Genomic DNA, 13,262 nt, shown 5'->3' on the forward strand with positions numbered 1-13,262 from the left:
GAAACCTCGTCTGCACATGCCCCCCAATGGACGCATACGCAGACGCCGCGGAATAACAGCAACAACCCCGCCGAGTTTCGGCGGGGTTTTTCGCCAATCGGAAACTCATGTTCTGATTTGTGCCCTCTTTGGATGTCGTTTTTACCCAGCGAAGCGTCTTTTTCGCTTGCTGCGGGTGCGAAGGGCCCATAGCTCTGTGCGTGGGACACCCCTCCCCAACGAGGGGCGTGTATCTGGAAGGGTAATACAGATGAGCACTCAAAAACCGGCGACGCGGCCGGCCAATCCGCGTTTTTCCTCGGGTCCTTGCGCCAAACCCCCCACATTTGATCTGACCAAACTGGCCGATGCCGCCTTGGGACGCTCGCACCGTGCCGCCGTTGGCAAGGACAAGCTGAAAGCGGCCATCGAAGGCACGCGCGAGGTGCTTGGCATTCCGGCAGATTACAGGATCGGCATTGTTCCCGCCTCGGACACGGGCGCGGTTGAGATGGCTCTTTGGTCGCTATTGGGCGAACGCAAGGTCGAGATGCTGGCGTGGGAAAGCTTTGGGTCCGGTTGGGTGACCGATGTGGTCAAGCAGCTTAAGATCGACGCCGAGGTGAAGACCGCCGATTACGGACAGATCGTGGATCTGGCATCGGTCGATTTCGCCAATGACGTGGTCTTTACGTGGAATGGCACCACCTCGGGCGTGCGCGTGCCGAATGGCGACTGGATCGCCGATGATCGTCAGGGTCTGACGATCTGCGACGCAACCTCGGCTGCCTTTGCGATGGACCTGCCCTGGGACAAGCTGGATGTGACCACCTTCAGCTGGCAGAAGGTTCTGGGCGGTGAGGCCGCGCATGGGATGCTGATCCTGTCCCCGCGCGCCGTTGAACGTCTGGAGAGCTACACCCCTGCATGGCCGCTGCCCAAGATTTTCCGCCTGACCAAGGGTGGCAAGCTGATCGAAGGCATCTTTACCGGGGCGACGATCAACACGCCGTCGATGCTGGCGGTTGAGGATTATCTGTTTGCACTGGATTGGGCGCGCTCGGTGGGCGGTCTGAAGGGCCTTACAGCCCGCGCGAACGCCAATGCCGATGCAGTGCATGCGTTCTGCGACCGGAACGACTGGATCGAAAACCTGGCCGCAGACGCTGCGACGCGGTCGAACACATCCGTCTGTCTGAAATTCACCGACGCCCGAATTCAGGACGGCGCAAGCTTTGCCAAGGCTGTGGCCAAGCGGCTGGAGTCCGAGAATATCGCGCTGGACATCGGTGCCTATCGCGACGCGCCTGCGGGCTTGCGGATCTGGTGCGGCGGTACGGTCGAGACCTCGGACATCGAAGCGATGCTGCCTTGGCTGGCATGGGCCTTTGAGGCCGAAATCGCGGCGCAGACAGAAGCCGCCTGATCGCATCCCATCTCCACCGGGCCGCATCGGCCCGGACCTCTCAATACATTCAAGGACCACAAACATGGCTCCCAAAGTACTCGTTTCCGACAAACTCAGCGAAACCGCCGTTCAGATTTTCCGTGATCGCGGCATCGACGTGGATTTCATGCCCGATCTGGGCAAGGACAAGGACAAGTTGGCCGAGGTGATCGGCCAGTATGATGGTCTTGCCATCCGCTCGGCCACCAAGGTCACGCCGACCATTCTCGAAAAAGCCGACAAGCTGAAGGTGATCGGCCGCGCTGGAATCGGCACTGACAATATCGACAAGGAAGCAGCGTCGAAAAAAGGTGTGATCGTGATGAACACGCCATTCGGCAACATGATCACCACTGCCGAACACGCCATTGCGATGATGTTTGCCGTGGCGCGGCAGATCCCCGAGGCCTCGACTTCGACCCATGCGGGCAAGTGGGAAAAGTCCAAGTTCATGGGGATCGAGCTGACCAACAAGACGCTCGGCGTCATTGGTGCGGGGAACATCGGTGGCATCGTGTGCGAGCGCGCGCTTGGCCTGAAGATGAAAGTCATCGCCTATGATCCCTATCTGGGCGAAGAGAAAGCCGCCAAGATGGGCGTGGAAAAGGTAGAGCTGGACGAGTTGCTGTCCCGCGCCGACTTCATCACCCTGCACGTGCCGCTGACGGATCAGACCCGCAATATTCTGAGCCGTGAGAACCTTGCCAAGACCAAGAAAGGCGTGCGCATCATCAACTGTGCTCGGGGTGGTCTGGTTGATGAGGAGGCCTTGGCCGAGGCGCTGCAATCCGGTCACGTTGCGGGCGCCGCGTTTGACGTGTTCGGTGAGGAACCCGCCAAGGACAACCCCCTGTTCAATCTGCCCAACGTGGTCTGCACGCCGCATCTTGGTGCAGCAACGACCGAAGCGCAGGAGAATGTGGCGCTGCAAGTGGCCGAGCAGATCTCGAACTATCTGCTGACAGGTGCGGTCGAGAACGCTTTGAACATGCCCAGTGTAACGGCGGAAGAAGCCAAGGTGATGGGGCCGTGGATCAAGCTGGCCGGCCATCTGGGCAGCTTTATCGGCCAGATGACGGATGAGCCGGTCAAGGCGATCAATATCCTGTATGATGGTGTGGCCGCTGAAATGAATCTGGCGGCGTTGAACTGCTCGGTGGTCGCCGGGATCATGAAAAAGTTCAACCCCGAGGTGAACATGGTGTCGGCCCCGGTTGTCGCCAAGGAACGTGGGATCAAGATCTCGACCACCAATCAGGACAAATCGGGTGCCTTCGAAGGCTATATCAAAGTCACCGTTGTGACCGACAAGCGCGAGCGTTCTATCGGCGGCACTGTGTTCAGCGACGGCAAACCGCGGTTCATCCAGATCAAGGGCATCAATATCGACGCCGAGGTCGGTGCCCATATGCTCTACACCACCAACGAAGACGTGCCGGGCATCATCGGTGCTTTGGGGCAGACCATGGGCGAGAACAACGTCAACATCGCGAACTTTACCCTAGGTCGATCCGAGGCCGGAGGAGAAGCGATTGCGTTGCTTTATGTCGACGAACCCGTTCCGGCCGAAGCACGCGCCAAGCTGGCGGAAACGGGTCTGTTCACGCAGATCAAGCCGCTGGAATTTGATGTCACCTGACGAGGCCTGTTGAGTTTGAGAAACAGTTCGGGACCCGGTTGACCGAAGGCCCGGGTCCTTTGTTTTCTCGGGCTGCAATCTGCGGCACAAGCAAGCTGAACCTTACCGTCGGAGGATCTATGACACAGCCTGTCTACGTTGTTGGTGATCTGCACGGGCAGGTGGCCGAGCTGGAACGCGCGCTGTCTCTGATCCGGGGTGATGGCGGCCCGGACGCCCAGATCGTGTTTCTAGGTGATTACGTGGATCGCGGCCCTGACAGCCGCGGGCTGATCGAGCGTCTGATTGCCGGGCGCGACGCGGGTCTGAACTGGATCACTTTGCTGGGCAACCATGATCGCATGTTCGCCTGGTTCATGGAGGATACGCCGCGTCACGATCCGCATTTGCTTGTCGGGTATCATTGGCTGCATGAAAGGCTGGGTGGGGTGGAGACCCTGCGCAGTTATGGCGTGGAATTCGAAGGCCAGATTCGTCTGGAAGATCTGCATCAGATGGCGCAGGCGGCGGTGCCGAAATCGCACCTGACCTTTCTGCGAGATCTGGTTCTGATGCATCAGACGCCCGAGCTTGCCTTTGTTCACGCAGGCATTCGCCCGGGCGTGCCGCTCAACGCGCAGGGGGACAACGACCTGGTCTGGATCAGGCAGGATTTTCATGCTCATCGGGGTCCGCATCCCAAGCTGATCGTGCATGGTCATACTCCGGTGGACCGGGCAACGCATTATGGAAATCGCGTCAATCTGGACACAGGTGCTGGATATGGGCGCCCGGTGGGTGTCGCTGTGTTCGAAGGGCAGACTTGCTGGGAATTGACCGATCAGGGCCGTTTGTCGTTGACCCCCTAGATCACCTCGCCCGGCCAAGAAATTTGGAGATTGAAGATGTATGTCGCCACTTTGCTGACCAATCCGGCAGCGCCTTCGCTGGACAGCGCATTACCCGAGTCACTGCGCAATGCGTGGGGTGGCGGGGACATCCTCTGGCTCAACCCGGATGAGGCGGCAGAATTCGAGTTGAACGCCATCCCCGACAATTGCTGGGACGTTTGGGCAGACTTGCAGGGTATGGGCGTGGACCTGATTTTGCAGCCTGCGCAGGGACGGCGCAAACAGATGCTGCTGGCCGATATGGACAGCACCATGATCCAGCAGGAATGCATTGACGAACTGGCGGATGAGGCTGGCGTCGGCGAAAGGGTCAAGGACATCACCGCCCGCGCCATGAACGGAGAGCTGGATTTCGAAGGTGCCCTGATCGAGCGGGTTGGTTTGCTGAAGGATCTGGATGAAAGCGTCATCGGCAAAGTCCTGCGCGAACGGATCACCCTGATGCCCGGAGGCAGGGAATTGCTGGCGACGATGCGGGCCAACGGGGCCTATACAGCATTGGTATCCGGTGGCTTTACGGCCTTTACCGCGCGGGTGGCAGAGCTTTTGGGGTTCGATGAAAACCGTGCCAACACTTTGCTGGCGGAAGATGGCAAGCTGACCGGAGACGTCGCGCGTCCTATTCTGGGGCGTCAGGCCAAGGTCGAAGCGCTGGCGCAGATTTCAACGCGTCGGGGCCTGTCGGAAAGTGATGTGATTGCCGTGGGTGACGGGGCCAATGACCTTGGAATGCTTGGCCGGGCCGGGACCGGGGTTGCCCTTCATGCCAAACCGTCGGTGGCCGCACAATGTGATGTGCGGGTGAATCACGGCGACCTGACGGCACTGCTTTATCTACAAGGGTACAGTCGCGCGGATTTCGCCGAATCCTGACAGGGCTTTTCATTATTTAACATTTGTGTTAAATAGAAGTCATGAGCACGCTTCTGACCACCTTTTCCGCTTTGTCTGATGCCACCCGGTTCTCGATTGTCGAGCAACTGATGGAGCAGGGCGAACTGCCCGCTGGTGAACTGATCGAAGGGCGCGGCATGTCCGGCGCCGCGATTTCGCGCCACCTCAAGGTACTGCGCGAGGCCGGGTTGGTGCAGCAGCGTGTGCGGGGCACCCAACGGATGTACTCCATCCGGTCCGACGGGCTGCGTATGATTGCCGACTGGACGATCTCCAAACGGCAATTCTGGGAAAGCAGCCTTGATCGCCTCAGTGATATCATCGAAAGGGAGAATTCATGGCCGACCTGAAACTGGAACGGGATTTCCCCGTCAGCCCAGAGGACCTGTTTGCATGGATCAGTGACGGCAGCCGGTTGTTGCAATGGTGGGGCCCCGAAGGGATGCACGTGCCTGAACACAATCTGGATTTCTCGCGCACCGGCCCGTGGTATTCGGTCATGGAAAACGGCGAGGGCCAGCAATACAAGGTCTCGGGCCACGTCACGCATGTCGACCCTCCAAACTCGGTGGGGTTTACCTGGGGCTGGCATGACGATCAGGATCAGCGCGGGGCCGAAAGCCACGTCACCTTCACAGTCAAAGCGACAGGCACGGGGTCGCGCCTGGTTTTGGACCACCGCGAACTGGCCGATGCCGAAGCAGCCGCGAACCACAATCAGGGCTGGACGTCTTCGCTGCGCAAACTCGAAGCGAAGTGCAAATAAGGTTTCATCAGGGAGGAGCGATATGCCCCAATATTTGTTTGTTTATCACGGGGGACACACCCCGACCGACCCCGCCGAGATCGAGGCGACCATGGCCGCCTGGGGCGCCTGGTTTCAGGATATGGGAGACGCCCTCGATATCCCCGGAAACCCGGTGGGGCAGTCTTACACCGTCAGCAACAACGGAGTGGTCGATAACGGCGGCGCAAACCCGGCCTCGGGCTTCACGGTGATCAAAGCTGACAGTATCGATGCTGCGACCGAGATGGCCAAGGGCTGTCCGATGGTCGTCAATGGCACAGGCTCGGTTGAAGTGGCCGAGGTGCACGAGATCGAGATGTAGTGGCCTTAGCCGGGGAAACCCGGCGCAGGTTTGATCACGCCGCATTCCAGCCCCCGGCGGCTGTATTGCGTGGCGTTCATGAATTTGCGGGTGGCCGGGTGATCGGCCTCCAGCACACCAAGGCTCACCAGAATAGCGGCGATGGCGCATTCGCTGGCCCGTGTGGTGCCATCGGTGATCTTCAGCGCAACGCCCATGCGTTTTTCCGGGATGATGGCCACAAACACCGCCTCGGCCCCGGTCTTGATGGCGACGCGCCCGTTCATGGCGCGCATCAGTTCGGTGCAGGCCCGGGTCTCACCGGCAACCAGTTCCGGGTGTTTCACCATCGCGGCCACCAGCTGCATCGCTGCATCGCTGGAGCGGTCGGACCGGTCTGCTGCTGAAGCAAACCAAGCCATCGAACGTGCCAAACCGAAAAGCGATGTGGCGAAATTCGGGGCGGAACAGCCATCGATGCCGTATGCCGGGCTGGTCTCGGCCGTTGTTTCTTCGACGGCAGATAGGCAGGCTTGTTGCACCGGATGATCAATTTCAAGGTATTCCGGCCCGGCGCCCATATGCTGTGCCAGAGTCAGAAAGCCGCAATGTTTGCCGGAACAATTGTTGTGGATCTGGCAAGGCGTGTCGTCCGCCAAAATCAGCCGGTCGCGCGCGGCGGTGTCGGCGGGCTCCTGTGGGCCGCACCGCAGATCGTGCTCGTTCAACCCCAGATGGTCCAGCCACGCCGTCACGCGATCCGTGTGGATCGCCGCCCCGTTATGCGAGGCGCAGGCTAACGCGAGGTGTTCGCTGGTCAGACCGTATTTCGCCGCCGCCCCTGATGTGACCAACGGAAGCGCTTGAATCATCTTGGCGGATGACCGCGGGTATATGACGGATTGCGGGTCGCCCCAACTGCGCACGATCTGGCCCGTGTCATCGCAAATAACCGCATGACCCAGATGCAGACTTTCCAGCAGAGGGCCGCGCCAAAGTTCTGTCATGGGTACGGGCTGCGTCATCTGGACCTCCGAAATTTATGCGCAAAATTCTGCCAATCGCCCTTTCGCCTGTGGCGAAACCTGCGTTAGTGTGTGTATGTCGGCAATCATCGGAAGACGCAAACGAATAGACGAACCGGCAGGGTTCGCAGACGTGTCCGATGGGTATGAGGTAAGGGTCGAGCTAGGAGGCTGCACAAATGGGATCAATGCTCGTTCGCACGATAGCGGGCCTGTGTATGGCAGGCATCGCAGCAACATCTGCAATCGCCCAACAGGCGACAAGCACCAACCGCGTAGCTGCAAAAACGGATTGGAGCGTTTTTGTCGAAGACGATCCCACCGAATGCTGGAGCGTCTCGGCACCCAAGGAAACCGTAAACACCCGCGGTGGACGTGTGGTTTCCGTACGGCGCAGCGATATCCTGCTGTTTGTGTTCTATCGCCCGAATGCCGAGGTCAAAGGCCAATTGACCTTTACTGGCGGCTACCCGTTTGCCGCGGGTTCGACGGTGAACCTGAACGTGGACGGGACCGAGTTCGAACTGTTCACAGAAGGCGAATGGGCCTGGGCCGCGTCGGATGCGGATGATGCCAAGATCATCACCGCCCTGAAGCGCGGAACCGAGGCTGTTCTGACCGCCCGGTCCGAGCGTGGGACGCAGACGAAAGACACCTTCTCGCTGCTGGGCTTTACCGCAGCGATTGAAGACGCTGAGAAGCGCTGCACCAACTGATCTTATCGCGCCGATTGTTGAAAAGGCCCCGCCTGGTTGCGGGGCTTTTGACGTATGGTCATCTGCCAGTTTTGATCCGCATCAAAGTTTCGCGTTCGGCAATGTGAACTAAGTGGTTTAGCCACTTAGAGAGGACATCGTGATGAAACAGAAAACTTGGATCACTCTGGTTCTGGTCGCATCCGCCGCTGTGCTGAGCGCTTGCGAGAAGAATGCTGAAACCTACCCGATATCGGGCGAGCAATGTGGCCCGGAAGATCCGGTTCAGACCCTGGACGCCAGTGATTGCTACACTCCGCCGCCGGTAAACTGATCAAAAAGGCCCGGTATGTTCATCGTGCCGGGCCTGCCGGCTTAGGAAACCTTTTGATCTTTGCGCAGGTTCCTATATAGAGGCGCATCCCAAGCCCGATTCCGTCGAGATACGCCAATGTCGCCCAAAGCGCCGATCACCCAAGACGTCATGACCATCCCGCGCAAACTGCCCGACGGGAAGATCAACCTCGTCGGCCTTACGCGCGACCGTTTGCGCGAAACCTTGATTGAACACGGCACGCCCGAGAAACAGGCCAAGATGCGCACCGGTCAGATCTGGCAATGGATCTACCAATGGGGCGTGCGCGACTTTGCAAAGATGACCAATCTGGCAAAGGCTTATCGCGCTCAACTGGCCGAGCACTTCGTGATCGAAATCCCCGAGGTGGTCACACGTCAGGTGTCCGAGGACGGCACCCGCAAATACCTGTGCCGTATCGCCGGCGGGCATGAGGTCGAGGTGGTCTACATCCCCGAGGAAGATCGCGGCACGCTGTGTATCTCGTCTCAGGTGGGCTGTACGCTGACCTGTTCGTTTTGTCATACCGGCACTCAAAAACTTGTACGAAACCTGACATCCGCCGAAATCGTTGGCCAGATCATGATGGCGCGCGACGATCTTGAAGAATGGCCAACCCCCGGCGCACCTAAGGACGAAACCCGCCTGCTGTCGAACATCGTTCTGATGGGAATGGGCGAGCCGCTTTACAATTTCGAAAACGTGCGCGACGCGATGAAAATCGCCATGGACCCCGAGGGCATTTCTCTGTCGCGCCGGCGGATTACTCTGTCGACCTCGGGCGTGGTGCCCGAGATCGCGCGCACCGCCGAGGAAATCGGGTGCCTGCTGGCGATTTCGTTCCACGCCACTACGGACGAAACTCGCGACGTTCTTGTGCCCATCAACAAACGTTGGAATATCGAGGAACTGCTGACCGCTTTGGCCAGCTATCCGAATGCTTCGAACTCTGAACGGATCACGTTTGAATATGTGATGCTGGATGGTGTGAATGACAGTGACGAAGATGCGCATCGTTTGATCAATCACATCAAGCGACACAACATTCCGGCCAAGATCAACCTGATCCCGTTCAACGAATGGCCCGGCGCACCGTACAAGCGCAGCTCGAACAACCGCATCCGCGCCTTCGCAAACATCATCTATCAGGCCGGCTATGCCTCGCCCATCCGCAAGACACGCGGTGAGGACATCATGGCGGCTTGCGGTCAGTTGAAGTCGGCGACCGAACGGGCGCGCAAATCACGCAAACAAATCGAGGCCGAAACGGGTCTGAGCCGATAGGGTTTGGTCCATCTGGGCCAGGCTTGATTGGATCGCGCCTTAAGTGTTTTCTGGCTTTGTCTGCACGTCACAATTGTTTTGTTCAAACTTAATGTTTTAGATGCTGAAACTACATGCATGATTTGCTATATTTCTCGTGCCCGTCGCTGAATTTGCCTCTTCAATTCGATGCACAAGCCGGTGAGGTGTCCGGGTCAGAGATGGCAAGTTTTTGCGATTCCGCTAGACTGTTCCAAGTGGTGCAGAAAGCGCTCAGGTGAACTGAATTTCAGGTGGGCCACGATTATGAATGCAAGTTCTTTTTCGATCATCCGTTTTGGTGCCGCTGCGCTTGCTATCGTCTCGGGTTCAGGCTTGGCCTTTGCTGACGGCCAGGACGCTCATATTGCAATCGAAAACCCTGCCGAGTTGAGCAAACAAGAGGCTTTGGAACACTACCGATCCCTCAATCGCCGCATGGCGCGTGGCTACGCCGTGGCGCAACTGGACCTGATCCTCAACTACCAAAGCTGGCCGATTTTCAACGATGCGCCCTATATTTCGGCAACCCACGGGCAAAGGTATGTGAACAGCTACGCCAATCGCATGGCGCATAACTACGCGACGTTGCAGGAAGGTGAAGAACTTCCCATGGGGTCGGTTCTTGCCAAGGACAGCATGACCGTGACGGATGAAGGTCACGTGCATCCCGGTGCCATGTTCGTAATGGAGAAACTGGCAGAAGATGCCAGCCCGGACACGGCGGATTGGCGTTACATCATGGTCTTGCCGGACGGCTCGGTCTTTGGGGACACTATGGGCGACCGCGCCGGTGCCGTGGCCTATTGCCATGTCTGCCACGAACAGGTGGCAGATCGGGACTATACGTTTTACGTGCCGGAAGAGTATCGAACACGCGACTGAGCCGGCTCAGGCTTGTTGTGCGCCCGGCAGCTTCAGTTCCGTCGCCTCACGGCGGCTGAGTTGTTCGCCCTGCTTGCGCTTTGACAAAACTTCACGGGCCAGCGCGTATTTGTCGTGCTGCCAGAAAATCAAGCAGCCGTTGCAACCTTTGCCACAGCAACCCTCGGTGCCGATGCGGTTGGTTTTGAAACGGCGTTCGTTGCCGTCTTCGCCGATCTTTTCAACCAAGGCGTCGCGACGGCGGGCATAGGCGCCAGGGTTGTCACGGCCCGAGGTTTCCAAACCCTGCACCAGCTTGTCAAAGCGGATGCGGCTCCAGTGTTCGTCAGTCAGGGCGCGTTCCTTGCGCAGAACGGAATAGGCGGGGAACCGGGCGCGCAGATCGTCGATATCCTCGTGGTCGAACAGGGTGAAGGGCAGGCGGATCACTGTTTTGGTGCTGCCATGCACTACGTCCATCCGCGCACCATCGGATGCGCGTTCGAAATCATAGACCCTCAGCAGAACCGTCTCGCGCGAGATGGGCGAGAGGAAATCCAGCACATCGCCCGGTTCCAGCTTGTTCTTTACCTCGACCAGAAAGGCATCCTGGGTCACTTCGGTGACGATCCCGGCATATTCCCATTGCGCGATGGACGCCGTGTGCTCGTAATCATGGGCGTAGTTGGTCAGACGCCCCTCGTGGAAGGCCAGCGTATAGCCGCGGTTTCCCACGGTCTCCAACTCGCGCATATAGGGTTTCGGGTCCCAGTTCTGGGGGTCGGCATAGTAATCGTCGATGGCCATGCGATAGGCGCGCGCGACGATGGCGGCGTAGTATTCCGACTTGCCGCGTCCCTCGACCTTGAGGCTGTCGACCCCGATCTTCAGGTATTCGTCCAGCTTGGGCATGATGCACAGATCGCGCGAATTGAGGATGTAGGAACCGCGGTCGTCTTCCTCGATCGGCATCAGATCGCCGGGGCGGCAGCCTTCTTCCAACAGGAATTCGAACAGGTCGGCGTTTTCTTCGGTGATGCGCAATTCCTGATGTGTGCCATCCTTCAGGCGCAGTTTCAGCGCATAGTTCCAGCGGCAGGAGTTGGCGCAGTTGCCCTGGTTGGCGCCACGTTCCGCCATGAAATTCGACAGCAGGCAACGGCCCGAATAGGTCATGCACATGGCCCCGTGGACGAAGGCCTCGAGCTTGATGTCGGGGCATTTTTCGCGGATTTCCACCAGTTCGGGGTAGGAAACCTCGCGCGCCAGAACCACCAGTTCCGCGCCCTGATCCTGCCAGAACTTCACCGACAGCCATGAACAGATATTGGCCTGGGTCGAGATGTGCACTGGCAGTTCCGGCGCGCGGTCGCGCACGTACTGGAACACGCCGGGGTCGGCGATGATCAACCCGTCCGGCTGCACTTTGCGGACAGTGTCGATATATTCGTCCAGCTTCGGGATGTCCTTGTTGTGCGAGAACAGGTTCAGCGTCAGATAGGCGCGCCGGCCATGGCTGTGGCAGAACTCGACGCCCTCGATCACCTCTTCCAGCGAAAACTCGGATTTCGTGCGCAGCGACATATCGGGCGTGCCCAGATACACCGCATCCGCCCCGTAAAGGACAGCGAGTTTCAGCTTGCGCAGATTGCCCGCAGGCATCAGCAATTCGGATCTGGACTGGGTCATGGCGCCACCTGTCAAAGGATCAAGCCGGCCTTCTAATCCAAATGTTTCGAGTCCAAAACCCCGTTATCTGCGACGGAATCGCGCTGTACCGATGACCTTGACCAGTTGCTGCCGCACAGGTTCGGGTTGCGCCTCGATCGCGTTCAGAACTTCGCGCAGTTCGGCCCGCAGCCCATGCAGCTGGTCGATCAGTGAGATCATCATCGACAGCGCATCCGCCTCCATGTCGTACTGTTCGTGCAACTCACAGGCCAGTTCCAGACGGGCGACGTCGATATTTTGATAAACCAGCCCTTGATCCGACTGTTCCGGAATCACGATTTCCGCCGCCAGGTATTCGGTCAGGCGGTCCGAGGTCAGGCGGGTGACCGTTTCGATCAGTTCCTTTTCGGTCAGGATCATAGCTGCATTCCTTTCCGCGGATCATAGCGGTGCTTTTGACGCCAGGTTTCCATGAACTGCTTCAGTTCATCATCGATCTTGTCCGGTGTCGCAATGGTCAGCTCAATCAGCTGATCACCACGGGCGGACGAGCCGCGCTTTTTCACGCCTTTTCCGCGCAACCGAAGCGTTTTGCCGCTGCTGGTGCCTGCCGGGACGTTGACATTCACACCGCCGTCTATGGTAGGGGCCGGGACTTTTCCGCCCAGAATGGCCTCGTCGATTGTGATCGGCAGCGTGATATGGATGTCGTCGCCCTGACGTTCAAAAACCGGGTGCTTGGCGACCGAAACCGTCACCAGTGCGTCACCCGGAGGGCCTTCGCCATATCCCGGCGCGCCTTTGCCGCGCAACCGGATGGTCTGGCCGTCGGTGATCCCGGCCGGGATTTTGACCTCGATCCGGTCTCCATCCGGCAAGGTCAATTTCTGACTGGCGCCGAACACGGCATCCAGAAAGCTGATTTGCAGTGAATAGTTCAGATTGTGACCCGGTGCGTGAAACTGGTGGCCGCGCTGGCCACCAAAACCGCCGCGACCACGCATGAACTCGGCAAAGATGTCTGACATGTCGTCGGGATCCGCCTGACGCCCGCGATAGGGGTTTCCAGCGGCCTCGGCATAGTCCCGGTAATACTGCTGTTGCGGGCGTTCCTGACCCGAGGCGTCTATTTCCCCGTTGTCGAAACGCGCACGTGTTTCAGGATCTTTCAACAGATCATAAGCAGCGGCGGCGGCCTTGAATTTGGCCTCGGCCGTGGCATCGCCGGGTTTCAGATCCGGATGGCAATCCTTGGCGATACGCCGGTAGGCTTTTTTGATCTCGGCTGCACTGGCGTCCTTCGAGACACCAAGAACGGTGTAGGGGTCGTCGCTCATCTCACTCTCACAGGTCAGGGGCGGGTCTGATCACGATGAAGGTGTTCTACCATTTGATTTCAATGGTTGAAACGGA

At 58.7% G+C, this 13,262-nt stretch carries 15 protein-coding genes; 11 read left to right on the forward strand and 4 right to left on the reverse strand.

Annotated features, from left to right (window positions below):
* Positions 1-250: 250 nt before the first annotated feature.
* The 7 genes from GS605_RS18040 (at position 251) to GS605_RS18070 (ending at position 5,958) form a co-directional block, all read left to right on the forward strand.
* On the forward strand, positions 251-1,405 hold the full coding sequence (locus tag GS605_RS18040; protein ID WP_171638624.1) for a phosphoserine transaminase: 1,155 nt from the start codon (positions 251-253) through the stop codon (positions 1,403-1,405).
* Between the two features lie 64 nt (positions 1,406-1,469).
* Entirely contained in the window at positions 1,470-3,065 is a 1,596-nt protein-coding gene (serA, locus tag GS605_RS18045) for a phosphoglycerate dehydrogenase (protein WP_171638623.1), read from the forward strand.
* Between the two features lie 119 nt (positions 3,066-3,184).
* The gene (locus GS605_RS18050; protein ID WP_171638622.1) at positions 3,185-3,913 is read left to right on the forward strand and encodes a metallophosphoesterase family protein; all 729 of its coding nucleotides are present in this window, start codon (positions 3,185-3,187) and stop codon (positions 3,911-3,913) included.
* A gap of 36 nt (positions 3,914-3,949) precedes the next feature.
* The gene (gene serB / locus GS605_RS18055; RefSeq protein WP_171724870.1) at positions 3,950-4,828 is read left to right on the forward strand and encodes a phosphoserine phosphatase SerB; all 879 of its coding nucleotides are present in this window, start codon (positions 3,950-3,952) and stop codon (positions 4,826-4,828) included.
* Between the two features lie 41 nt (positions 4,829-4,869).
* Complete coding sequence (locus GS605_RS18060) at positions 4,870-5,199, forward strand: helix-turn-helix transcriptional regulator (protein WP_171724871.1); 330 nt, start codon at positions 4,870-4,872, stop codon at positions 5,197-5,199.
* Entirely contained in the window at positions 5,187-5,615 is a 429-nt protein-coding gene (locus GS605_RS18065; protein ID WP_171724872.1) for an SRPBCC domain-containing protein, read from the forward strand. Before GS605_RS18060 ends, GS605_RS18065 begins: the two co-directional genes overlap by 13 nt.
* A 22-nt stretch (positions 5,616-5,637) precedes the next feature.
* Positions 5,638-5,958 carry a YciI family protein gene (locus GS605_RS18070; protein ID WP_171638618.1) on the forward strand — a complete coding sequence of 107 codons (321 nt, stop codon included), beginning with the start codon at positions 5,638-5,640 and terminating at the stop codon, positions 5,956-5,958.
* A gap of 5 nt (positions 5,959-5,963) precedes the next feature.
* On the opposite strand, the gene GS605_RS18075 is transcribed toward GS605_RS18070, so the two are convergent.
* Complete coding sequence (locus GS605_RS18075) at positions 5,964-6,962, reverse strand: asparaginase (RefSeq protein WP_171638617.1); 999 nt, start codon at positions 6,960-6,962, stop codon at positions 5,964-5,966.
* Positions 6,963-7,141: 179 nt separating this feature from the next.
* Here GS605_RS18075 and GS605_RS18080 point away from each other — a divergent pair, with 179 nt between their 5' ends.
* From GS605_RS18080 to GS605_RS18095, 4 genes are all read left to right on the forward strand, one after another.
* Entirely contained in the window at positions 7,142-7,678 is a 537-nt protein-coding gene (locus tag GS605_RS18080; protein ID WP_171638616.1) for an invasion associated locus B family protein, read from the forward strand.
* 142 nt (positions 7,679-7,820) lie between these two features.
* Complete coding sequence (locus GS605_RS18085; protein ID WP_171638615.1) at positions 7,821-7,991, forward strand: hypothetical protein; 171 nt, start codon at positions 7,821-7,823, stop codon at positions 7,989-7,991.
* A 117-nt stretch (positions 7,992-8,108) separates the two neighbouring features.
* Positions 8,109-9,296: a 23S rRNA (adenine(2503)-C(2))-methyltransferase RlmN gene (gene rlmN, locus GS605_RS18090; RefSeq protein WP_171724873.1), complete on the forward strand. Its 1,188-nt coding sequence runs from the start codon at positions 8,109-8,111 to the stop codon at positions 9,294-9,296.
* A 285-nt stretch (positions 9,297-9,581) separates the two neighbouring features.
* Positions 9,582-10,199, forward strand: coding sequence for a cytochrome P460 family protein (locus tag GS605_RS18095; protein ID WP_171724874.1), 618 nt, complete (start codon positions 9,582-9,584; stop codon positions 10,197-10,199).
* Positions 10,200-10,205: 6 nt separating this feature from the next.
* On the opposite strand, the gene GS605_RS18100 is transcribed toward GS605_RS18095, so the two are convergent.
* The 3 genes from GS605_RS18100 to GS605_RS18110 all read right to left on the reverse strand — a co-directional run bounded on the left by GS605_RS18100 (position 10,206) and on the right by GS605_RS18110 (position 13,186).
* Entirely contained in the window at positions 10,206-11,867 is a 1,662-nt protein-coding gene (locus GS605_RS18100; RefSeq protein ID WP_171724875.1) for a U32 family peptidase, read from the reverse strand.
* Positions 11,868-11,930: 63 nt separating this feature from the next.
* Entirely contained in the window at positions 11,931-12,269 is a 339-nt protein-coding gene (locus GS605_RS18105; RefSeq protein ID WP_171638611.1) for a hypothetical protein, read from the reverse strand.
* Complete coding sequence (locus GS605_RS18110; protein ID WP_171638609.1) at positions 12,266-13,186, reverse strand: DnaJ C-terminal domain-containing protein; 921 nt, start codon at positions 13,184-13,186, stop codon at positions 12,266-12,268. Before GS605_RS18110 ends, GS605_RS18105 begins: the two co-directional genes overlap by 4 nt.
* Positions 13,187-13,262: the final 76 nt, after the last annotated feature.

Origin of the sequence: Ruegeria sp. HKCCD7559, from assembly GCF_013110575.1 — a bacterium.
Taxonomy (GTDB): Bacteria; Pseudomonadota; Alphaproteobacteria; order Rhodobacterales; family Rhodobacteraceae; genus Ruegeria.

Bases quoted from the DNA above. Each gene is read 5' to 3' on its own strand.
- GS605_RS18040 (WP_171638624.1), top strand. From the start codon at position 251: ATGAGCACTCAAAAACCGGCGACGCGGCCGGCCAATCCGCGTTTTTCC.
- serA (WP_171638623.1), top strand. From the start codon at position 1,470: ATGGCTCCCAAAGTACTCGTTTCCGACAAACTCAGCGAAACCGCCGTT.
- GS605_RS18050 (WP_171638622.1), top strand. From the start codon at position 3,185: ATGACACAGCCTGTCTACGTTGTTGGTGATCTGCACGGGCAGGTGGCC.
- serB (WP_171724870.1), top strand. From the start codon at position 3,950: ATGTATGTCGCCACTTTGCTGACCAATCCGGCAGCGCCTTCGCTGGAC.
- GS605_RS18060 (WP_171724871.1), top strand. From the start codon at position 4,870: ATGAGCACGCTTCTGACCACCTTTTCCGCTTTGTCTGATGCCACCCGG.
- GS605_RS18065 (WP_171724872.1), top strand. From the start codon at position 5,187: ATGGCCGACCTGAAACTGGAACGGGATTTCCCCGTCAGCCCAGAGGAC.
- GS605_RS18070 (WP_171638618.1), top strand. From the start codon at position 5,638: ATGCCCCAATATTTGTTTGTTTATCACGGGGGACACACCCCGACCGAC.
- GS605_RS18075 (WP_171638617.1), bottom strand. From the start codon at position 6,962: ATGACGCAGCCCGTACCCATGACAGAACTTTGGCGCGGCCCTCTGCTG.
- GS605_RS18080 (WP_171638616.1), top strand. From the start codon at position 7,142: ATGGGATCAATGCTCGTTCGCACGATAGCGGGCCTGTGTATGGCAGGC.
- GS605_RS18085 (WP_171638615.1), top strand. From the start codon at position 7,821: ATGAAACAGAAAACTTGGATCACTCTGGTTCTGGTCGCATCCGCCGCT.
- rlmN (WP_171724873.1), top strand. From the start codon at position 8,109: ATGTCGCCCAAAGCGCCGATCACCCAAGACGTCATGACCATCCCGCGC.
- GS605_RS18095 (WP_171724874.1), top strand. From the start codon at position 9,582: ATGAATGCAAGTTCTTTTTCGATCATCCGTTTTGGTGCCGCTGCGCTT.
- GS605_RS18100 (WP_171724875.1), bottom strand. From the start codon at position 11,867: ATGACCCAGTCCAGATCCGAATTGCTGATGCCTGCGGGCAATCTGCGC.
- GS605_RS18105 (WP_171638611.1), bottom strand. From the start codon at position 12,269: ATGATCCTGACCGAAAAGGAACTGATCGAAACGGTCACCCGCCTGACC.
- GS605_RS18110 (WP_171638609.1), bottom strand. From the start codon at position 13,186: ATGAGCGACGACCCCTACACCGTTCTTGGTGTCTCGAAGGACGCCAGT.